Annotated in this window: 18 protein-coding genes, 1 tRNA gene, 1 other RNA gene and 2 pseudogenes; 7 read left to right on the forward strand and 15 right to left on the reverse strand. The window is 40.7% G+C overall.

The window, feature by feature from the left end; genetic code table 11:
• Window positions 1–135: 135 nt before the first annotated feature.
• The 3 genes from SM123_RS09750 to SM123_RS09760 are packed head-to-tail and all read right to left on the reverse strand — an operon-like array spanning window position 136 to window position 1,529.
• A complete protein-coding gene (locus tag SM123_RS09750) occupies window positions 136–609 on the reverse strand; it encodes a GNAT family N-acetyltransferase (protein WP_320909522.1) in 474 nt (157 codons plus the stop codon).
• Complete coding sequence (locus SM123_RS09755) at window positions 606–1,046, reverse strand: NUDIX hydrolase (protein WP_320909523.1); 441 nt, start codon at window positions 1,044–1,046, stop codon at window positions 606–608. The genes SM123_RS09750 and SM123_RS09755 overlap by 4 nt, the downstream gene beginning before the upstream one ends.
• A gap of 12 nt (window positions 1,047–1,058) precedes the next feature.
• Window positions 1,059–1,529 (reverse strand): DUF3013 family protein, encoded by a 471-nt coding sequence (locus SM123_RS09760; protein WP_155125043.1) that lies wholly within the window; start codon window positions 1,527–1,529, stop codon window positions 1,059–1,061.
• 114 nt (window positions 1,530–1,643) lie between these two features.
• On the opposite strand from SM123_RS09760, the gene SM123_RS09765 reads away from it, so the two are divergent.
• From SM123_RS09765 to SM123_RS09780, 5 genes are all read left to right on the forward strand, one after another.
• Window positions 1,644–2,915: a replication-associated recombination protein A gene (locus SM123_RS09765; RefSeq protein WP_320909524.1), complete on the forward strand. Its 1,272-nt coding sequence runs from the start codon at window positions 1,644–1,646 to the stop codon at window positions 2,913–2,915.
• Between the two features lie 66 nt (window positions 2,916–2,981).
• Window positions 2,982–3,175: non-coding RNA, 6S RNA (ssrS, locus tag SM123_RS10315), on the forward strand.
• 2 nt (window positions 3,176–3,177) lie between these two features.
• Window positions 3,178–3,250 (forward strand) — tRNA-Lys (locus SM123_RS09770).
• A 95-nt stretch (window positions 3,251–3,345) separates the two neighbouring features.
• Window positions 3,346–3,762 (forward strand): helix-turn-helix domain-containing protein, encoded by a 417-nt coding sequence (locus SM123_RS09775; RefSeq protein ID WP_225305933.1) that lies wholly within the window; start codon window positions 3,346–3,348, stop codon window positions 3,760–3,762.
• Between the two features lie 217 nt (window positions 3,763–3,979).
• The gene (locus SM123_RS09780; protein ID WP_320909525.1) at window positions 3,980–4,495 is read left to right on the forward strand and encodes an HdeD family acid-resistance protein; all 516 of its coding nucleotides are present in this window, start codon (window positions 3,980–3,982) and stop codon (window positions 4,493–4,495) included.
• 155 nt (window positions 4,496–4,650) lie between these two features.
• Here the strand turns inward: SM123_RS09780 and SM123_RS09785 are convergent, their stop codons facing one another.
• From SM123_RS09785 to SM123_RS09795, 3 genes and pseudogenes are all read right to left on the reverse strand, one after another.
• Window positions 4,651–5,739 carry an AI-2E family transporter gene (locus tag SM123_RS09785; protein WP_185761104.1) on the reverse strand — a complete coding sequence of 363 codons (1,089 nt, stop codon included), beginning with the start codon at window positions 5,737–5,739 and terminating at the stop codon, window positions 4,651–4,653.
• A 9-nt stretch (window positions 5,740–5,748) separates the two neighbouring features.
• Window positions 5,749–7,031 (reverse strand): annotated as a pseudogene (locus tag SM123_RS09790) (DUF308 domain-containing protein).
• 487 nt (window positions 7,032–7,518) lie between these two features.
• Window positions 7,519–7,662, reverse strand: a pseudogene (locus SM123_RS09795) (AraC family transcriptional regulator); the annotation flags it as partial.
• A gap of 59 nt (window positions 7,663–7,721) precedes the next feature.
• Between SM123_RS09795 and SM123_RS09800 the strand changes: the two are divergent.
• Window positions 7,722–8,867, forward strand: a complete 1,146-nt coding sequence (locus SM123_RS09800) for a low temperature requirement protein A (RefSeq protein WP_320909526.1) — start codon at window positions 7,722–7,724, stop codon at window positions 8,865–8,867.
• A gap of 570 nt (window positions 8,868–9,437) precedes the next feature.
• On the forward strand, window positions 9,438–9,971 hold the full coding sequence (locus SM123_RS09805) for a hypothetical protein (protein WP_049474411.1): 534 nt from the start codon (window positions 9,438–9,440) through the stop codon (window positions 9,969–9,971).
• Window positions 9,972–10,259: 288 nt separating this feature from the next.
• Here SM123_RS09805 and SM123_RS09810 read toward each other — a convergent pair whose 3' ends face one another.
• The 9 genes from SM123_RS09810 to SM123_RS09850 form a co-directional block, all read right to left on the reverse strand.
• On the reverse strand, window positions 10,260–10,967 hold the full coding sequence (locus tag SM123_RS09810; RefSeq protein WP_320909527.1) for an ABC transporter: 708 nt from the start codon (window positions 10,965–10,967) through the stop codon (window positions 10,260–10,262).
• Window positions 10,964–11,644, reverse strand: a complete 681-nt coding sequence (locus SM123_RS09815) for an ABC transporter ATP-binding protein (protein WP_320909528.1) — start codon at window positions 11,642–11,644, stop codon at window positions 10,964–10,966. Before SM123_RS09815 ends, SM123_RS09810 begins: the two co-directional genes overlap by 4 nt.
• 288 nt (window positions 11,645–11,932) lie before the next feature.
• Window positions 11,933–13,237, reverse strand: a complete 1,305-nt coding sequence (locus SM123_RS09820) for a sensor histidine kinase (RefSeq protein WP_320909529.1) — start codon at window positions 13,235–13,237, stop codon at window positions 11,933–11,935.
• Window positions 13,238–13,249: 12 nt separating this feature from the next.
• Window positions 13,250–13,984, reverse strand: a complete 735-nt coding sequence (locus SM123_RS09825) for a response regulator transcription factor (RefSeq protein ID WP_037608250.1) — start codon at window positions 13,982–13,984, stop codon at window positions 13,250–13,252.
• A gap of 1,489 nt (window positions 13,985–15,473) precedes the next feature.
• Window positions 15,474–17,099 carry a chaperonin GroEL gene (groL, locus tag SM123_RS09830; RefSeq protein ID WP_003004647.1) on the reverse strand — a complete coding sequence of 542 codons (1,626 nt, stop codon included), beginning with the start codon at window positions 17,097–17,099 and terminating at the stop codon, window positions 15,474–15,476.
• Window positions 17,100–17,120: 21 nt separating this feature from the next.
• Window positions 17,121–17,402 carry a co-chaperone GroES gene (groES, locus tag SM123_RS09835; protein WP_003013619.1) on the reverse strand — a complete coding sequence of 94 codons (282 nt, stop codon included), beginning with the start codon at window positions 17,400–17,402 and terminating at the stop codon, window positions 17,121–17,123.
• 130 nt (window positions 17,403–17,532) lie between these two features.
• Complete coding sequence (locus tag SM123_RS09840) at window positions 17,533–17,826, reverse strand: hypothetical protein (RefSeq protein WP_003013750.1); 294 nt, start codon at window positions 17,824–17,826, stop codon at window positions 17,533–17,535.
• 101 nt (window positions 17,827–17,927) lie between these two features.
• Window positions 17,928–18,782: a PTS system mannose/fructose/sorbose family transporter subunit IID gene (locus SM123_RS09845; RefSeq protein ID WP_173018936.1), complete on the reverse strand. Its 855-nt coding sequence runs from the start codon at window positions 18,780–18,782 to the stop codon at window positions 17,928–17,930.
• Complete coding sequence (locus SM123_RS09850; protein ID WP_014712796.1) at window positions 18,766–19,608, reverse strand: PTS mannose/fructose/sorbose/N-acetylgalactosamine transporter subunit IIC; 843 nt, start codon at window positions 19,606–19,608, stop codon at window positions 18,766–18,768. The genes SM123_RS09845 and SM123_RS09850 overlap by 17 nt, the downstream gene beginning before the upstream one ends.
• Window positions 19,609–19,656: the final 48 nt, after the last annotated feature.

The following is a 19,656-nucleotide window of genomic DNA, read 5'->3' on the forward strand; positions in this document are numbered from 1 at the left end:
TTAAGATACCAAGCCCGTAAAACACAAAGCCAAAATAGGAAACTCTCTGAAGACACTTGTGTCTAGGAGAAGTTTATCTTTTTGGCACAGTGTTTAGGGCGGGTTCAGTTTAGAAATTTAACCGAACCATCCTTTCTATTTCTCTATCAATTTTTTCATGTAGACCATATCCATGCCTTCTTTTTCAGGCTCGATATGGGTTTGATGGTAGCCATTCTTCTCGTAGAACGCGACCATGCCTGCATCCTGTAACACCGTACACAAATCCCATTGTCTAACGGTTGAAAATTCCTCTTCTAGCAAGCGCAATCCTTCAGATCCATACCCTTTTCCCTGATACGGAGGCAGAATCGCTGCGGTCCCCAACCAAGCTTCCGTTAACTCTTCATTGGTCTGAACTCGTAAAAATCCGATGTTTTCTTCATCTTTTTTTACAAAGTAGTAATAGCTATTGGGACGCTCTGCCAGTTTCCATTTGATTCGTTCACGGTCCTCCAGATAAGGATCATATTCATCCTGGTATTTTTCATAAACTGCCTTAAAACTGGCTCTTTGAATGGCAATAATGGTTTCTAAATCCTCTGCTCCTGCTTTCTCAAGTCTTATCATACACTTTCCTCCACATAATCACGTACTCGTTCTTGCAATTGGGGAACAACTCGATCTGAAGTTAAAAACTCTTCAAAGCTCACTAACTTATAGCCCTGTCCCTCATCTCCAAAGTCGATGCGATCAAACTCTTCTTGGGCTAGATTGCCAACTAGAAAAACAAACTGTTTCTTCTCATCCAAGATGCCAGGATAGATCCCAGACCAGATGACGTCATCTTTCGACAGTTGGATGTTCAATTCCTCATAAACCTCACGCGCCACACACTCAAAAGGTGTCTCATTTCCTTCCCGACCACCACCTGGCAAGTCCCACATATTGGGGTAAGGAATCGTTTCTTTATCATCGCGCAAGATGGTCAAAATTTGCCCCTCACAAATCAAGGCAATTTTACAACCCGTAAATTCGAATCGTGCTTCTAAGCAATCCTCAAGCATGAGCTTTCCCTCCTAGTATCTCGGATAAGGATAAAAGGTGCTTTCATCTAGGCCAACTTTGCCTTCTTCAAAAACTTCTTGGTTCCAGACGATCTCAAAGCTCTCTGCTTCTTCGTCTGCTAAGAAATCCATGAGCTCATCCAAGGCCAGCTCGGCTGTATCTCGGAGGAAAGTCGCAAAATAGGCTAGAAACTCACGAGACAAGCCTTTTTTAGGCTCATAAGGAATCGCTGTTAAATAGGCATCTTCCTCCACATGAGACTTGGCTGGATTGTAGAAGAGCACGGCTTCTTCAAAGAAGATATCCTCGTCAGATTCTTCGCCAGCTTCATCAACCAGTGCAACCCCTCCCGTATTCTGCGCTTCCAAGAGAAAAGCCACTTCTACCGCATGGTTTTTCTTATCCCAATTGATCTCAAAATCAAAAGGAAAAACCTTGTCCATCTCCTCTTCTAAAACATCCAAAAATCCGTATTTAGACATAGCGTCCTCTTTCTAATTTCCCACTCTTAGAGCGGAATATGATACAATAGTTACTACAATCTTACCATAAAAACCGCCTCTTTGAAAGGAGACAAAGCTAGAAAGGAGAAGGAAATGCCCGACAATCTCGCACTCCGTATGCGACCACGGACGATCGATCAAGTCATCGGTCAACAGCACCTGGTTGGAGAAGGCAAAATCATTCGTCGCATGGTCGAGGCCAATCGTCTGTCCTCTATGATTCTCTATGGACCTCCGGGGATCGGAAAGACCAGTATTGCTTCTGCGATCGCAGGAACGACCAAGTATGCCTTTCGGACTTTTAATGCAACGGTTGACAGTAAAAAACGCCTACAAGAAATCGCAGAGGAAGCCAAATTTTCTGGCGGCTTGGTCCTGCTTTTGGACGAGATCCATCGCCTCGATAAAACTAAACAAGATTTTCTCCTGCCTTTGCTCGAAAGTGGTCTGGTCATCATGATCGGTGCAACGACTGAAAATCCCTTTTTCTCTGTCACACCCGCTATTCGTAGCCGGGTACAAATCTTTGAGCTGGAACCGTTGACGACAGAGGAGGTCAAGCAAGCTCTAAAAACGGCGCTGGATGATCCCGACCGTGGCTTTGACTTTCCAGTCGTGCTCGATGAGGACGCTTTGGATTTCATCGCTACCTCAACCAATGGAGATCTTCGCTCTGCCTTTAATTCTCTCGATCTGGCGGTGTTGTCAACTTCTGAAAATGCAGAAGGGATTCGCCATATTACGCTAGAGATCATGGAAAACAGCCTCCAGCGCAGCTATATCACCATGGACAAGGACGGAGACGGTCACTACGATGTCCTCTCTGCTCTGCAAAAGTCCATCCGCGGATCCGATGTCGATGCTAGTCTCCACTACGCCGCACGTTTGATCGAAGCGGGCGATCTACCCAGCTTAGCCCGTCGCTTGACGGTCATTGCCTACGAAGATATCGGCCTGGCCAATCCAGATGCGCAGATCCATACGGTGACAGCCCTTCAGGCAGCGGAGCGCATCGGCTTCCCCGAAGCCCGCATCCTCATCGCCAACATCGTCATCGACCTGTCTCTTTCGCCTAAGTCCAACTCGGCCTACGTCGCCATGGACAAAGCCTTATCTGACCTCCGGAAGTCGGGTAATCTTCCTATCCCCCGCCATTTACGGGATGGTCACTATGCCGGAAGCAAGACCTTGGGAAATGCCCAAGACTACAAGTATCCCCACAATTATCCTGGCAATTGGGTCCAACAGGACTATCTACCAGACAAGCTTAAGGGGGCCTCTTATTTCACTCCCAATGAAAATGGCAAATACGAGCGAGCCCTAGGGGCGACAAAAGAGAAGATTGATCAACTCAAGAAAAGGTGATATCGGTTCCAAAAAATTGAGATTTTCCCTTGAAATTTTTTTGAAATATGGTATCATATACATATAGAAACGCTGTGGTGTACGACTTCACACTTAAGTGTTGACCGACTATTTTTTGTATTATTAGGGAAACAAAGGACTTCTAACAGCATGCAGGCCGTATCACGCGGAAGCAGCTTCAGTTAGAGCAAGTTGCCCACCTGCTTAATTGCGCGGGTTCAATACAAACCGTGAAGTTTCGGCACCAATACAGCTTTTTTTTGCCTCCTTAGCTCAGTTGGTAGAGCAGTAGACTCTTAATCTATGGGTCGCAGGTTCGAGCCCTGCAGGGGGCATCTAAATCAACAGGAAAAAGCCTTGATTTATAAGGCTTTTTTGCTTGTCTATAACTGATTTGCCCCATCATTTGCCCCACATTTTTTTATGAGCAATCTTTCCAGACATCTCTGATTACGAAAAACAAAAAAGCTATCCTACCTTTGCAAATTTGGATAAGATAGCAGAATATTTTAATGCAACTCCAACCCAACTATTTGGAACTAGTAAAGAGATTGAGTTAGAAAAGAGTGTTCTTGAATCTAATGAATACTCTGATAAAGTAAGTGAGATTTTAAAAGCTGTCAAATACATCGAAGATTTTCTAGAAACTGATGGACAGTACTTAGAGGATTTACTTTACTTAACAAGAGGCAACCAACTATACACAGAAGATGGAGATGAGTTGTATATTGATCCAACTTCTCAGAAAAGAACACTTCATAACCAATATGAACCTGGTTTTATTGAAGCAAGGGATAAATCTCCACTAGAACTCTTAATTGAAAATAAGGAATTGTTTGATAAATAGAAAAAGCGAGGATAACCTCGCTTCAGATTGAAGTTAAAATCTTTAGAAGACACTTTTATAAGGACTTTGTCTTCAATCTGTGAAAAGGAGTGAAAACTCCTTTTCTTTTTGTAAGTCAGACTGAAACTTCCAAATTGTTTATTTATTTTATTGACATTTTCTATAAAAATAAGTACAATAGTTTTATTAGAAACTATACTATATAGGGGGTATTGAAATGAAATTTTCTAATCGTTTACTGCTATTCCTTGCAGGAGTTGTTTTTGTCCTTTTAGGACTTTTCCTATTTACAAACCCAGTAGCTAATCTTGTTGCTTACAGCTGGTGGATTTCATTTGGTTTACTGGTTTCTTCTATAGCAGCTATTTTAGGCTATTTCTCTGCACCAAAAGAGCTTCGCTCACCTTTTTATCTTTTCCAAGGATTTGTTAGTCTTCTCTTAGCTCTTTACCTCGTTGCTTATGGCTTTGTGACCCTGCCGGTCGTCATTCCGACCATTGTAGGAATTTGGTTAATTGTAGAAGCCATTATTGCTTTCTTTAAAGGCAATCGTCTAGGATTGATTTTCCCTATTATTGGTAGCAATATCACGTGGGTAGCCTTGCTTGAATTTTTACTAGGTCTAGTGATTCTGTTCAATCCAGTGGCTACAGGTGTCTTTGTCGTTTATGTCATTGCCTTTTCATTTTTAGTTACTGGCTTCACCTACATTATTGATGCCTTTCGTAAATAATCTAGCTGCCATTTTGGGCATATTAAAATAGCTGGGAAGTTACATTCTCAGCTTTTTTTGACGTCCAATAGCTTTTTGTAGCAAAGTATTTAAAAATAAAAGAGAAGAGAATCTTTCACTCTCTTCTCAGTATATCTTATTAAATTTAGTTTTTCTTAATCTAGCTGATTTTCCTTTGCAACGACAAATTCCTTAACCAATCGATAGATAACAGCAAATACGGGGGTAAAGAATATCATCCCAAGTAAGCCAAAGAGATTGCCTCCAATACTAGCAGCCGCAAGCGTGAAAATAGCTGGTAAACCAATAGACTGACCTACAACTTTTGGATAAATAAGGTTTCCTTCAATCAGCTGTATAACTTGATATAGAAGAAGAGAAAGTAAGGCTTGAGTAGGACTCACTGTGAAGATAAAAATCGCTCCCACAACACAAGCAATCATAGGCCCTACATAAGGAATGAACGATAGCACTCCTGCAAATATACCTGTCATTACTCCATAGGGTATCCCAAACAGGCTGTAACCAACCGCTATCATAACTCCTATGATAACTGCTTCAATCAGCTGACTCATCAAAAATTGGTCATAAGTCTCTAGTGCTACTTGTCCAATGTAAGTCAACTTTATCACCACCTTCTCTGGAAGAAAAACTTTTAGAAGTCGACTCGTCATCGCTGCCAAATGTTCCTTACTGGATAAAAATAAAAAGGTGAAGACTATAATCAAAAAGGCATTCATCAAACTTGAAAAAATATTGCCGATATTACTAGTCAGACCTGATAAAAAACCTATCAAAGCTTGGCTAATAGAACTAGATTGTCCCTGTATGCCTGATACGATAGTTGACAACATGTCTTTGGTTACAAATTCCGAGCTGCCTAGCAATTTCCCAAGTTGAGTAAGGACTGTTGAAAGGACTGTTCCCAGCTGACTAATAGTCTGAGCTAGGGTTGGCAGCACCAAAACCAAAAGAGCAATCACGATTAAGATAAGAGCTAGGAAAACAAGTACCATGGCAATCGGACGACGCAACTCTGCCTTTACCTTCAATTTAACTAAGTACTGTTCAATTTTTTTCATAGGAACATTAAGCACAAAAGCAATAACAGCACCATAAATCAAGGTTGATGTTACATCAAAGAGAGAGATTGCTCCTGATATAAAGCTCGATGCATTCAGAATTACAAGAGCAACCAGCCCTATAAAAAGGATTAACGGGGTATATTTTTTAACTAAGTTCATAAATTCTCCTTAATAAACATGTTTAGATACGACTATACTATTTGGTTTTTCAAACTCTCGATCAAGGTAGGCTTGGTAAGTTCCTGGAGCGATAAATCCTTTTGGTGAGAGGATATCTGTTCCAGCTTGACCGACTATGGTATCAGCCAAGAGCACACAGTTTGTGGACAAGACAAAGTAGGATTTAAACTTAGATTTGATAAATTTATAAAGTTCCCCATCCGTCTCATGTCTGATTTTATAAGCGTAGGTGTAGTCTTCCTTACCATCTTCCGTTTTAATTTTATCTGCGCTTGGCTCCCAAGGAATCGTTAGTTGTTTTAATTCAGCTAATTTTTCCTGAACCGCTTCTTCCATTTCCGGTGTCAAATCTATTCCGTAACCATTTTTTGACTCTCACGTTTACATAGATCAATGTACTTATCGCGGTCACAGAAATATAAGACACCATCTCCTACCATACCAAATAAGGTCTCAGATGACGGATCATAGTTGCCATAAGAAATAACACGGCCCTGATAGCAGATATCCACATGACCAATAGCTGAAAACAGGGAGGTCTCAGCTGTATGAACAAAAATTTCTAGCTCTGCTGTCTTACCAGACTTCACTATTCCAAGATGGATATCTTCTTCCTCATCAGCATTTTCCAGCATAAATTTGTTAATTTTTGCTAAAGTTCTTGCAGGGATGAGAGCGGCTAGGACAATAGGTAAGCTAATTCTAATGCGACGTTTGAGATGGTTTTTCCCAATTTCCCCTTCAAATAAGAAACCGTCACGGATATTGGACAGACCATAAAGGAAAAAATAAGCCCCTAAAACAAAGAGTTGAAAGACAGAATTTCCCGTAGAGGACAAAAGACTAGCTCCACCAAGAAAAACTAGTAGAATACCATCTAGTAAGAGACGAAAACGAGGTCGAATATTATTTTTACGGTAGAGAACATAGGTGACAAGATTAATCGTGGCCCTAAAAATCTGATAAACTCCAATCACAAGAGCCAGAACATAAATCGGTATATCAGTCGCAAGATTGGAGCCAAGCAAATATCCCAGCACTAACAATTTAACCAGTGCAACTCCCAAGGTGTCCGTTGACTGACTTTTTTTGAAAATACGTAATACTAAATCTAAGACCGTTGCTATCCAAGCTAAAAACAGAACCAGTCGAATAACCTTTACTGGCAACCAAGTCCCCGTGACCATCAAGATGAGACCTAGCAGAACAAACAAGAACCCCTGAGCAAGTAATTTCTTACCTGTCAGACCTAAAGATAGAATTTTCGCCATATAAAAACCTTTCAACAATAAAAATTAAACACTCCGATTAAACTGACTAGTAAATAGCCAACACTACAAACAGCCTGTGCCAGCAACATATGGTGACTAGAAATGACTGTAGTAATGTCACCATCTTGTCTTATGCACTTCTAAAATTTGTTATATTGATTAGAAACCAGAGCTTATAAAAACTAGCTAAACTCGAGAGATAGACACAATTGCGACGAAAAAATGTATAACCAATACTACTTGTAAAGGTAAGAAAGTATTATTTCTATTCTATTAATGGTTTATATATTACCTATTGTTACACAATATTCACTATAGTTCAACTCTTTACTAATTAAAAATCATAAAAAAATTTCAAGTCCTCATAACGCTTTGAAAAGAACAAAAAAAGAATGAAATACCATATAATTAGATTATGAATTAAAGCTTATGGGAACCAAAATAAGAAATGATTGAAAATTGGAATAGCCTGATAGAGTTTTTGCTAGACAATCCCTGTGAAACTTTCACTGGTCATTGCTTCTGCTAAGCGTTCCTTGAGCTGTGGTTCGAGGTAGTCTAACATGACATTATTGGCTGTGAGGAAAGGCTTCTCCAAGTCAGACTTTTTAAAGATCACTTCATACCCTTCTCTTTCATTGCCATTTTCTGTTATAATAAATTGTACATCTTAACTAAAAGGAACTTACTATGACAAACCTTATCAAACACAAACGTGTAGAATTTTCAGAACTTTTTTATGATCTAGTTTTTGTTTTTGCGATTTCAAAAGTAACTGCTTTAATTCACCATCTTCATAACGGTATTTTGACTTGGAATTCTTTGCTTGATTTTTTCATGTCTGTCTTGCTTCTCATCGATTCCTGGATGATTCAAACCGATTATACCAATCGCTATGGAAAGAACTCTTTATTTAACATAGTAATCATGTTTATCAAAATGGGAATTTTACTCTTTATAGCCAATATGATTGGACCTGATTGGCAACAATATTTTCATTATGTCTGTTGGGCTATTGGTACATTAACCCTTACCTTATTTTTTCAATATTTGGTTGAGTTTTTTAAAAAATCAACCGATAATGTTCATAGGGAAAGTATCAAAGGTTTTCTATGGATAACAGGTCTACGAAGTTTAGAAATCTATCTAGCAGCTCTTCTTCCTATTTACATTGGAGTCTATATCCTTTATGCTAGTATTCTGCTAACATTTATTACGCCAATTACCTCGATTAGTAAAGATGATCATTTCCAGGTAAATCTCCCCCATTTAATCGAGCGCATCTCCCTTCTTGTCATTATTATGTTTGGAGAGATGATTACGAATCTAGCTAACTTCTTTACAATCGAGAATTTCTCGATTTATTCGGTTCTTTATTTCATTATTATGATTTCTCTGTTCTTGTTTTATTTTGGTCAATTCGACCATGCTATTGATGAAAAATCTAATCAAAAGGGGCTATTTCTAATTTACAGTCACTATCCTATTTTCATTGGACTTATGATGATGACTGTATCGATGGGATTTCTTCAGAATCCTGAAGCTAATCGTCTCTTTGCAACCAGCTTCTTTTATATCGGAATTGGCCTCTTCCAAGCTGCTGTCCTAGCAAATGGGCCCTATAACAAACACTATCTTCGCTATTCGAAAAGTTACTACTGTGTCCAAGCTACACTCTATCTGGCTGCCTTGATTCTCTCTTTAATCTTTGCTTCTAATCCTATAATAGTAGTAAGTATTACAACCATTTTAGCTCTAGCTATAGCTATTCATTCTATTTATTTTTATATGACACAGACTAAAAAACATTCCACACCTTACTGGGAGTTGTTTTAATGAGTTTATAGCATTAAAAAAGCCTTGGTTTCCAAGGCTTTATTTGATATCAATCACCGAACACGAAAATGTTTAACTTACAGAACTGCTAGTGAAGCTCTAGAGGATGAGTTCGAGTAAATGTTGCACTTATTCTTGCAATTTATCATTTACTTGATGCACGAACTCGATATTTTTTTCGTTAATTTGTTTTTGCCCCACTTTTGCCCCATTTTTAAATCCTGACATTGAAAATACCTAAAAGTACTTCCCTAAAATCACTTATATTTCAACATTTTTGTTTATTTTCAATATGAAAAGTTCTTACAAATTCATGTAGGGGGCATTTTTTATGCACAAAAAGCCTTGAAAACCAAGGCTTTTTGCTTATTTCAAAAGCATTGGCTCATATTTTTATATACTATAATGTAGCTTACGAAGTTAAATCATTCTACACCATTGTTATTCCATTTAAAATAAAAACCAGCTTTGAACCCTACCAAACAATTGACAGTTCTTGCCTGAATCCGCTATGATAAGGGTACTTGAAATTCCGAGTTTTCATAGCATTTAAAATGTAAGGAGTCCAAAATGAAAATCTATTATTCAAAATATGTCGGTGGTGGCTATCTACTCTTTGCATCGGCTATATTCATTCAAATTTTCTTTCTTCTCTTACATGGATTGATCGACTTTTCTCAACTAAATCTTCTCACTGTGATTCCAACCGTCCTCTTTTTCGCTGCTATCTACGCAACAATTGCAGGCATCAAAAGACTGACTAGCCACAGAGTCTCCTTTGAATTCACCTTTGAAGGTATTGAGGTCTATCCCGGACTCTTCTTCTCAAAAGAAATCTTCATTCCCAAAGAAGAATTGTTGCGAGCATCGTATGTTGAAGTGGACGTCAGCGACCCTGATCATGTCAACAGCAAGGCTTGCTATTTAGATTTTAACCTCAGAGAAGTCACCCAGCTAGAAGATATTTCTAAGTCAAACATCATCATCAATACAAGCACCTTGAAATTGCGTCTCGCCCTTAGCCTCTGTCGATTTAGAGAGGAAGAAAAAGCCGAGTTAGCGACCTATCTAAAAGAAAACTACGGCATTGATTTTTTCTATTAGCATGTAATAAAAAAGCTCTCCATTAGAACTTTAGAATAGCAAGATCTTTCCAAGCACTTGACGAACGAATACCGAATAACCGTTTTATAGCAAAGAAAAGAGAGTGGGACAGAAATCGGTAATTCGTTAGAATTCGATTTCGTCGTCCCACCTCCGCACAGTTGAGTAGGGCTGTAAAAGCTGATGAAATCAGCGTAGTAGAGCCCACTCAACCACTGCGTCTTGCTCGACAATCCAAAAACAATTGAGAGGCTAGGACTTTTGTCCCACTCTCTTTTTTATCTGCTCTTAGTTCCCCATTTTTCCTTTGGGTACGAGCAGATAGAAAAATAGCAAATTCAATCCAAATACTGCAACAAAGAGCGCTAATTGGGTGGCATCAATCGTTTGTTTCTCAGTCAAATCTTGGATCAGCTTTGTATAATAATAGCCTGGGAATACCCGTTGTAGCTTGCCAACCAAGTCCATAAATCCTCCACTTGCGCCAAGCGTATCAAAGGGAATAATGGTCATAGCGGCCAAAATAATGACAGGAAAGCCAATGGTATCAATCGTCTTGGCATCTACTCTTACCCCAAGAACAAAGCCAATCACGCTAAAGTAGATCCCCATCAAGGATAAGAGGAAAAATTGCACCAACAGGCTAGTCGTCACTGGAAAGTGAAAACCTAGAACAGCAACTACTAGTACTGCTAAAAAGATCAAGCTGTTCAAAATCAGTTGTACGATCGATTGATCCCATAAATAGTTCTTGACACTATAGCTTGTAAAGTGGGATTCAAAAGAATAAAACCCAATATCTGAGGCGATTCGCTTACTAAAGGTTGCAAGGCTATTGCCAATGACCCCGATAAATACGGCAATGCCTAATAAAATACTTGGCGAAACCCCTTTTTGAAGCTGATCAAAGAAGATATACCAGCCTATGGGTAAAATAATGGTGAATAATACAAAGCGCTTATTTCGTAAAACTTGCTTTAATTGAATCTTTTTCATGCTTGTTCCCCTCCTTTACTCATCTCTTCTCGGAAATACTGCTCTATGGTTTGACCAGCCTGGTGAATGTCCTCAACAGCCTTTGCGGCAGCAATTCGACCCTCTTTTAAAATCAGGACTTTTGTAAAAAAGGCATCAATTTGGTTGAAATCATGGGTCACCACAACAGATGTAAACTCTTGCTGCTCCAGCAATTTCCAAAAATTATCCACTGCTTCCAAGTCCATGCCAGTCGTTGGTTCATCTAAAAAAATCAACTTTGGATGATTCAAAATGGTTAACAACAAGGACAAGCGTCTCTTTTGACCACCGGAAAGACTTCCCACCATCTGCTCTCTTGATTCTCTTAATTCGACCATTTCTAAGAGTCCATTGATATCAGCCTGCTTCAGCTGATTCATCCGGCATTTTAATTCGACGAGTTCGGCAACAGTTAGATCCTCAATGAGCAGATCCCCCTGAGGCATCATCCCAATTTCCCTTTGAAAATCAAGCGAAGTCTTTATCGTCCCCGAATCAGCCTGGAGCTGCCCAGCGATAATGTTGAACAGGGTGCTTTTTCCTGCTCCATTATTTCCCAGCAAGGCAATTTTGTCTCCTTCTTCTATCGAAAAAGACACTCCCTTTAATACAGCTTTCTCCTTAAATGATTTTGTAATAGATGCTACCTGAAACATACGATCCCTCTTTTCTTATTGATCTTGTGTACAGTATACTTCAAAGGGACAGGCTTTGTGGCTCTCTGTCAGAATCGGTCAAAAAATCGTCGCGAATGGTCAAAAAAGAGGCTGGGACAAAAGTCCTAGCCTCTCAATTATTTTTGATTGTCGAGCAAGACGCAGTGGTTGAGTGGGCTCTACTACGCTGATTTCATCAGCTTTTACAGCCCTACTCAACTGTGCGGAGGTGGGACGACGAAAGCGAATTCTAACGAATGACCGATTTCTGTCCCACTCTCTCTTCTATTATTCCTTCCAAAAGGTCAGGCTCTGAGTAAATCGGTAGTTTGAACTCTTGGTAGACACTGTCGTTTTGGGATACTTTTCCAGTAATTGTTGGATCTTGTACAAGCCAAGACCGCGGCCCTCTCCTTTACTCGAGTAGTCCTTTTCAAAAATTCTCGCCAGATCTATTTTTTCAGCTTTTGTACTATTTTCAACTATTAAGATGAGGGAGTTCGTTTCCTGAAGCATGGCAAGGGTCAGCTGGGGGTCGTCTGATTCGAGACTCGCTTCAATAGCATTGTCACAAAGAATGGATAAGAAGGTGATGAAATCTAAAACCTCGATGAATAAATCACGAACAGGTTCATCGATCTCGACAGAGATCCCAATCCCTTTATTTTGAGCTTCCAATAATTTTGCGGACAGAACACTTTTTACAGCTGGATTTTCTATGTGACTGAGTTTGGCAATATCAAACTTACTATTGTAAAATTGCTGGCCACTCTCTCGAAGAACATTCTCATAGACTTCCCTGATCGCATTGAGGTCTTCGTGCTCAATACTTAATTTGAGACTGGTTAAAATATTCAGGTAATCATGACGAAAGGCACGAATCTCCCCATAGAGCATTTCGACGTGTTGGCTATAGGTGGCTAATTCCTGCAGTTGCCTATCTTTTTGCTCTAGAATCTCTTGTTTCAATCGTTCTTTGGACACTGCATTGAAATACAAGAGCATCACAAAAAACAAAATCAGATAAATACTATTTAACTGTTCCCGTAAAGCATCTGCATGAGGAATAGCATCCTCAAAAACCACCAGACCTACAACACTGAGCAAATACACAAACATGGAAAGATCCATTGGGAGTAGGAAACGATTAAAATACTGCCGTTGAAACCCTACTTTTAAATCTGTAAAATCTAGTTTTAACAATTTAGTGATTCCTATATAAACAGGAAAGACCAGCAATTCAAGTAGAGCATCATACCAGCTGACAGATGCCTCATGAACAAGTACGATCCCTAACATTGGAAAGACATAAAAGGCTAAGAGACGCCCAATGAGACTCTCCATGACAACCGGATAGAGCCCATAAAAAATATTCAAAAGGTGTCGTATGTTACGATTTCGGTAGAAACTATAGGCAATAAATACTAAGAAATAGCCAAAAAAGCCTACCGGTGGTACAAGGGTAAAGATAATTGCGAAGAGGAAGGGGCACAAAAAGAGCCAGCGCAAGGTGAACTCTTGTCTACTGATATGACGATAGATCAGCATGCTGACGAAGAACTTTAGGTAAGACATTAGAATAGTTAACAGCAATTCTTTCTCCCTCTATTTTTTCAAAGCTTCCAGTAAGCCTCTATACTTGGTCCGTGAGATCAAGCAATTGTCCCCATTTTCAAAAAAAGCTTTCTTGGCTTCTTTATCAATCTTCGTAATATTTTGCGGATTCACCACAAAGGAGCGGTGGCACCGATACAAGCGGGGATCTGCTTTTTCGATATCGGCAATACTAGCGTAAAATTCCAAGCGCTCTTCCTGGGTGTGTAAAATGACCTTGTGAATGGTTGGAGACGTTTCAACATACAAAATCTTATTAAAAGGAACTTGTACACGCGCCATCGCACTCTCAAACGTAAAGGCATCTTGCGCAATCGTGGTCCCAGCTTGCTCCAAGGTATAATCGATGGCTGAGCTGATTCTCTCTTTGAACTCTTCCTCACCCAGCGTTTTATCGATAAAATCCAAGGCAGCCACTTTGTACTGAAAGGTAATGGGCATAAATTCAGAGTGAGTGGTGACAAAGACAATGGTCGCATGGGGATCTTTCTTACGAATCTCTTTTGCGATCTCCAGCCCCTTTTTCTCCTCACCTTTAATCTCGATATCTAAAAAGAATAGGTGATGGGCGCCTCTCTCTGTGATAGCATCCAGCAACTGGCTTGACTTCCCAAACACTTCTGGCGCTTTGCATTGCAAGAATTTTTGACGGATGAGATCCTGCAAGACCGCTTCGATACGCGATTGTTGGATCCATTCATCTTCTAACACAAAAATCTTCAACAAAGTCCTCACTCCTTCCCCTCTACGAATATGTTCTATTTTACCATAAATGATGCCTGCTGAGCCACTCTTTCAAAAGAGACTTAATAGCCCTTCTACCTTTTCTCCTTAACAAAAAAACTCTCCCGGAGGAATCCGGAAGAGCTTGCGCAAGGGGAATTTGAAAAATATTTTTTAATATGAAAAAGGTCGATAAAATCTATGCTATATTCAAACTCTCATTTTACTAACAGCGATATTACGATCAAGTTTTATTGTCAATAGACATGTATGTGGGAAGTTCTCCCCTTGCAACAATGTAGACCTGTGATCTACTCTTAATAGTATACACTAGAATTATTACAAAATCAGTTAATTTGTATTGCAATTTGTTGGCAAATATTCCTCCGTCTGAAAACAGCACAAATACTTGATTCCCAAGCATCTACGCAAGTCCTCTTTAACTAGTATTTATCATTTCTGTTACAAAATTTAAAATAAAAATATTATTCCATGACAAATGAAATTCCCAAAGTACGATAAAAAGGGGAGCGAGACAGAATGAGTTTTTATAAAAACTCGTTCGTTGTCTCGCCCCCGCAAGGCTGATTAGAGCTCTTCCGAGCTTAAGAAGCGAAGGGAGAGCACAATCAGCTACTGCGTCATTCAGCTCACCCTATGATTGGTCGCGAAGATTAGAAAGAATCTTCCACTCCCTTTGAGCTAGTCAGACGATTAGGTAGGCCACACAATAGCGGCTACCGTCCAATGATGAGAAACGAAATCTCAATCATGCAACGGTTACGACAGAAAATAAAGAAGGCCGATATTGCCTTCTTTGTTTTACATAGGTTATGACGTGAAAAGGGAGCGAGACAGAATGAGTTTTTATAAAAACTCGTTCGTTGTCTCGCCCCCGCAAGGCTGATTAGAGCTCTTCCGAGCTTAAGAAGCGAAGGGAGAGCACAATCAGCTACTGCGTCATTCAGCTCACCCTATGATTGGTCGCGAAGATTAGAAAGAATCTTCCACTCCCTTTGAGCTAGTAAGATGATTAGGTAGACCGCACAATAGCGGCTGGCGTCAAATGATGAGAGTCAAAGCCTCAATCGTGTACCGGTTACGACGTGAAAAGGGAGCGAGACAGAATGAGTTTTTATAAAAACTCGTTCGTTGTCTCGCCCCCGCAAGGCTGATTAGAGCTCTTCCGAGCTTAAGAAGCGAAGGGAGAGCACAATCAGCTACTGCGTCATTCAGCTCACCCTATGATTGGTCGCGAAGATTAGAAAGAATCTTCCACTCCCTTTGAGCTAGTGAGACGATTAGCCAGACCGCACAATAGCGGCTGGCGTCAAATGATGAGAGGCAAAGCCTCAATCGTGTACCGGTTACGACAGAAAATAAAGAAGGCCGATAATGCCTTCTTTATTTTCTTAGTAAGACACTTCGGCAAGGCACCATGGTGCTTGCCGTAGCCTAACGAGGTGCTTCAGCACCCTTTAGGCTAAGTGTCTTACATCATCCCACCCATCATGCTTGGATCCATTCCTGGTCCTGCTGGGGCTGCTGGTTCTGGTTTGTTGGCTACGACTGCTTCGGTCGTCAAGATCAGACTCGCTACGGAAGCGGCGTTTTGAAGGGCTGAACGGCTCACTTTAACTGGGTCGATGATTCCTGCATCAATCATATTCACCCATTCACCTGTTGCAGCATTGAAACCTGTTCCGACTTCGGCATTTTTCAAGCGATCAATCACAATAGATCCTTCGTAACCGGCATTGTGGGCAATTTGGCGCACTGGCTCTTCCAAAGCACGAAGAACGATATTGCGTCCTGTTGCTTCATCCCCTTCTAATTCAAGGGCTGCGACTGCAGAGATGACATTGACAAGAGCTGTACCACCTCCGGCAACGATCCCTTCTTCAACGGCTGCGCGAGTCGCATTAAGGGCATCTTCGATACGGAGTTTCATTTCTTTCAATTCTGTTTCTGTTGCAGCACCAACCTTGATTACGGCAACGCCACCAGACAATTTAGCCAAACGTTCTTGTAATTTTTCACGGTCAAATTCAGAGGTTGTGGTTTCGATTTGTGACTTGATGACCGCCACACGGTTAGCGATCGCTTCTGGGTTACCAGAACCTTCGACAATGACGGTACTGTCTTTATCAACTGACACTTTAGCTGCTTGACCAAGCGCTTCAATGGTTGCATCTTTCAATTCCAAACCAAGATCGTCTGTAATGACTGTACCACCTGTCAAGATGGCAATGTCTTCTAGCATGGCTTTGCGGCGATCACCAAATCCTGGTGCCTTGACAGCTACGACATTAAAGGTACCGCGGATCTTGTTCAAGACAAGTGTTGGAAGAGCTTCGCCATCGACATCATCTGCGATGATCAAGAGTGGACGGTTGCTTTGAAGAATGCTTTCCAACAATGGCAAGATTTCTTGGATATTTGAAATCTTCTTGTCAGTAATCAAAATGTATGGATTTTCAAGGTCTGCCACCATTTTTTCATTATCAGTGACCATGTATTGTGAGAGGTAACCACGGTCAAACTGCATGCCTTCAACGACTTCCAGTTCTGTTTCCATTCCACGAGACTCTTCAATCGTGATGACCCCATCTTTACCAACTTTTTCCATGGCTTCAGAGATGTACTCACCGACTTTTTCAGAACGAGAAGACACAGCAGCTACTTGAGCAATGGCTTCCTTGCTCGATACTGGGATCGCATTGTTTTTCAAAGCTTCTACTGCTGTTGCAACAGCGGTCTCAATCCCACGGCGGATGCCAATTGGGTTAGCTCCTGCAGTGACGTTTTTGATTCCTTCACGGACGATGGCTTGAGTCAAAACCGTTGCGGTTGTTGTACCGTCACCTGCGATATCATTAGTCTTAGAAGCCACTTCTGACACCAATTTGGCACCCATATTTTCAAAATGATCTTCCAATTCGATTTCTTTTGCGATAGTTACCCCATCATTTGTGATCAAGGGTGAACCAAATGATTTTTCAAGAACAACATTGCGTCCTTTAGGGCCCAACGTAACTTTCACTGTATCTGCTAAGACATCGACACCACGGACCATTGCAGAACGTGCATCAGATGAAAATTTAATATCTTTTGCCATTTCTCTTACCTCTTTCTTCTCTTACTCTACAATTGCAAGAATGTTTGATGTTCCAACGATGGTGTAGGTTTCTTCCCCATCTTTCACTTCAATTCCTGCATGGCTTTCAACCAAAACGTGGTCTCCTGCTTTTACAGCTGGGGCGATGAGTTCGCCACTTAGGGTACGCACACCTTCACCAACGGCCACTACTTCAGCTGTTTTTGTATCAGCCTTGCTCGCACCGGCGAGGACAAAACCTCCAACAGTCTGTTCTTTTTCTTCTACTTTTAAGACCACACGGTCTCCTAATGGTTTTAACATATTCATTCCTCCATACGAGTTTTTTAGCACTCTCTATACGTAAGTGCTAACTTATGTTTCTATTGTATCACTTGGTCAGAAATAGTCAAGAAAAAAACACCTCAAAAATAGATGAGATGTTTCTAAAATTTCAATTTAAAATTGTCAATTTTTGATTGAAATCATCGATCACTTTTTGAAGATTGATCCGCCCGCGGTAGATGCCATATCCAAAAACAATCATGCCTAAAATTCCAACCAAGGCTAGTAAAATCCCGAGGATCAAGAGTGGGAGGAAACTTTTGTGAAAGAGATAGATCAATACCACACCAATACTGGCAATGATAAAGAGTAAGCTGAACCAACGACCAAGGTTTTCAAGCATGTGGCGTTGGTAGTTGATTTCTGTTTCATATCCATTGACAAGTTCTTGTTTTGTAACCATGGGATTCCTCCTGATAAAAATTGAGAATGAAGTGCAAGTAAAGGAGGTCAATTCACTTCATTCTCAAAAACTCCTACTAGCAAATTTGTTTTTTCTTTTCCTTAGTATTTAAGATGTGGATCAAAGATACCAAGGGCAACACCGATCAAAGCCACTACAACGAGAAGTAACATGACTTTGTTTGGTGAAATTTTTTTCTTAGACATCAACCACCAGCAAAGAGTGATGAAGGCTGCTGTCAAGAGACCTGGATAAACACCATCGATCTTTTCTTGGATGTTCAAGAAGACTTTTCCTTCAGCATTCTTGAATTGAAGGGCTGTTGTAACAGATACCCAAGTAGCTGCTACGGCACCGATAACCATACCACCGACAACGCTGATCGCTTTACGAAGAGCTTGTCCTTTTGGTCCTACAAGGAATTCAACGGCTTTATCCCCTAATTGGTAACCTTTGAAGAAGGCAAAGCGCATACCAAAGTAGACTAAGAGGTTCCATACGACGATGTAGAAGAGAGCACCAGCGACGTTACCACCTTTAGAAAGTCCAAGGGCAATCCCCAAGAGAACTGGAATCAAGGTACCAACGACCAATGAGTCACCAATACCAGCGATTGGTCCCATCAAACCGGCACGCATACCGTTGATGGTTTCGCCATCTACTGCATCTCCGTTTGCACGCGCTTCTTCCAAACCAGCTGTGATCCCTACAACAAGAGATCCAAGTTGTGGTTCAGTGTTGAAGAAGGCCGTATAGGTTTGCATAGCATCCTTTTGTTCTTCTTTGGTGTCATACATTTCTTCTACGATTGGAAGCATAGAAGTCAAGTACCCGAAGGTTTGCATATGTTCTTGAGAGAAACAAGTCAAATGACCATAATACCAATGATGGAATGCTTTTGCTAATGTTTTCTTTGAAATTTTCTTTCTATCAGCCATTTTAAATATCCTCCTCATCATCGTCTAGGTCCACCACTCCGGCTGGAGCAGCTTTCATCGATTTGATCACTTCAAGTTCATAGTAGATTACTGCAAAGATTAATGAAACAACGGCACTGGATACCAAGTTCAATCCGAGAGATTTTGCCAAGGTAAATCCAACAAAGAATGGAATGAAGTCAGTTGCTTCTGTAACAATTTGTTTCAACAAGATGGCAATACCGACACATGGGAGAAGAGCACCGACTGTAAAGAGGGCTTTCATCCAGTAACCATCCATAGGAAGGTATTGTTTCATCAAATCAACCATGTTTTCACCGTATTTGGTGATAATCATTGTTGGAAGGAAAGAGAAGAGGAAGTGAGAGATCCAAGGGTAAACCCAGTCAACTGCGTAGAGTTTTTTGAAGTTTCCTTCTTCAACGGCTTTCCAACCAATGTGTTGCCAAACCAAGTTCATAGTAGCGGTACCGTAGAAAAGAACTGTACCGATTGTCCCAACGGCTGCACCGATTGGAGCTGCAGCTGCGGCGATTCCAGCTTCATCTGTGATGTTATTAGCATGCACAAACAAGATAGCAAGAGGAACACCGATGTAAGAGATGGCACGCACATCGGCAGATACGGTACCACCAGGTGTTACCAAGGCGATATAAACGACTTGAAGGGCAACCCCGACCATAATACCGGTTGTCACATCTCCAAGAATTAAACCTGAAATCAACCCACCGATCAAAGGACGACCGAGTGTATAGTTCCCGATACTGGAACCTCCCATACCAGGCATTGAAGACAAGCTGGCGAAAATACCAAGCAAGATTGCTTGAATCCATGAAATTGTCATAACAAACGCTCCTTTTGTTTGTAAATTTATTTACCTAACAGATAAGAC

Origin of the sequence: Streptococcus sp. S5 (assembly GCF_034134805.1) — a bacterium.
Taxonomy (GTDB): domain Bacteria; phylum Bacillota; class Bacilli; order Lactobacillales; family Streptococcaceae; genus Streptococcus; species Streptococcus lingualis.

Bases quoted from the DNA above. Each gene is read 5' to 3' on its own strand.
- SM123_RS09750 (WP_320909522.1), bottom strand. From the start codon at position 609: ATGATAAGACTTGAGAAAGCAGGAGCAGAGGATTTAGAAACCATTATT.
- SM123_RS09755 (WP_320909523.1), bottom strand. From the start codon at position 1,046: ATGCTTGAGGATTGCTTAGAAGCACGATTCGAATTTACGGGTTGTAAA.
- SM123_RS09760 (WP_155125043.1), bottom strand. From the start codon at position 1,529: ATGTCTAAATACGGATTTTTGGATGTTTTAGAAGAGGAGATGGACAAG.
- SM123_RS09765 (WP_320909524.1), top strand. From the start codon at position 1,644: ATGCCCGACAATCTCGCACTCCGTATGCGACCACGGACGATCGATCAA.
- SM123_RS09780 (WP_320909525.1), top strand. From the start codon at position 3,980: ATGAAATTTTCTAATCGTTTACTGCTATTCCTTGCAGGAGTTGTTTTT.
- SM123_RS09785 (WP_185761104.1), bottom strand. From the start codon at position 5,739: ATGAACTTAGTTAAAAAATATACCCCGTTAATCCTTTTTATAGGGCTG.
- SM123_RS09800 (WP_320909526.1), top strand. From the start codon at position 7,722: ATGACAAACCTTATCAAACACAAACGTGTAGAATTTTCAGAACTTTTT.
- SM123_RS09805 (WP_049474411.1), top strand. From the start codon at position 9,438: ATGAAAATCTATTATTCAAAATATGTCGGTGGTGGCTATCTACTCTTT.
- SM123_RS09810 (WP_320909527.1), bottom strand. From the start codon at position 10,967: ATGAAAAAGATTCAATTAAAGCAAGTTTTACGAAATAAGCGCTTTGTA.
- SM123_RS09815 (WP_320909528.1), bottom strand. From the start codon at position 11,644: ATGTTTCAGGTAGCATCTATTACAAAATCATTTAAGGAGAAAGCTGTA.
- groL (WP_003004647.1), bottom strand. From the start codon at position 17,099: ATGGCAAAAGATATTAAATTTTCATCTGATGCACGTTCTGCAATGGTC.
- groES (WP_003013619.1), bottom strand. From the start codon at position 17,402: ATGTTAAAACCATTAGGAGACCGTGTGGTCTTAAAAGTAGAAGAAAAA.
- SM123_RS09840 (WP_003013750.1), bottom strand. From the start codon at position 17,826: ATGGTTACAAAACAAGAACTTGTCAATGGATATGAAACAGAAATCAAC.
- SM123_RS09845 (WP_173018936.1), bottom strand. From the start codon at position 18,782: ATGAGGAGGATATTTAAAATGGCTGATAGAAAGAAAATTTCAAAGAAA.
- SM123_RS09850 (WP_014712796.1), bottom strand. From the start codon at position 19,608: ATGACAATTTCATGGATTCAAGCAATCTTGCTTGGTATTTTCGCCAGC.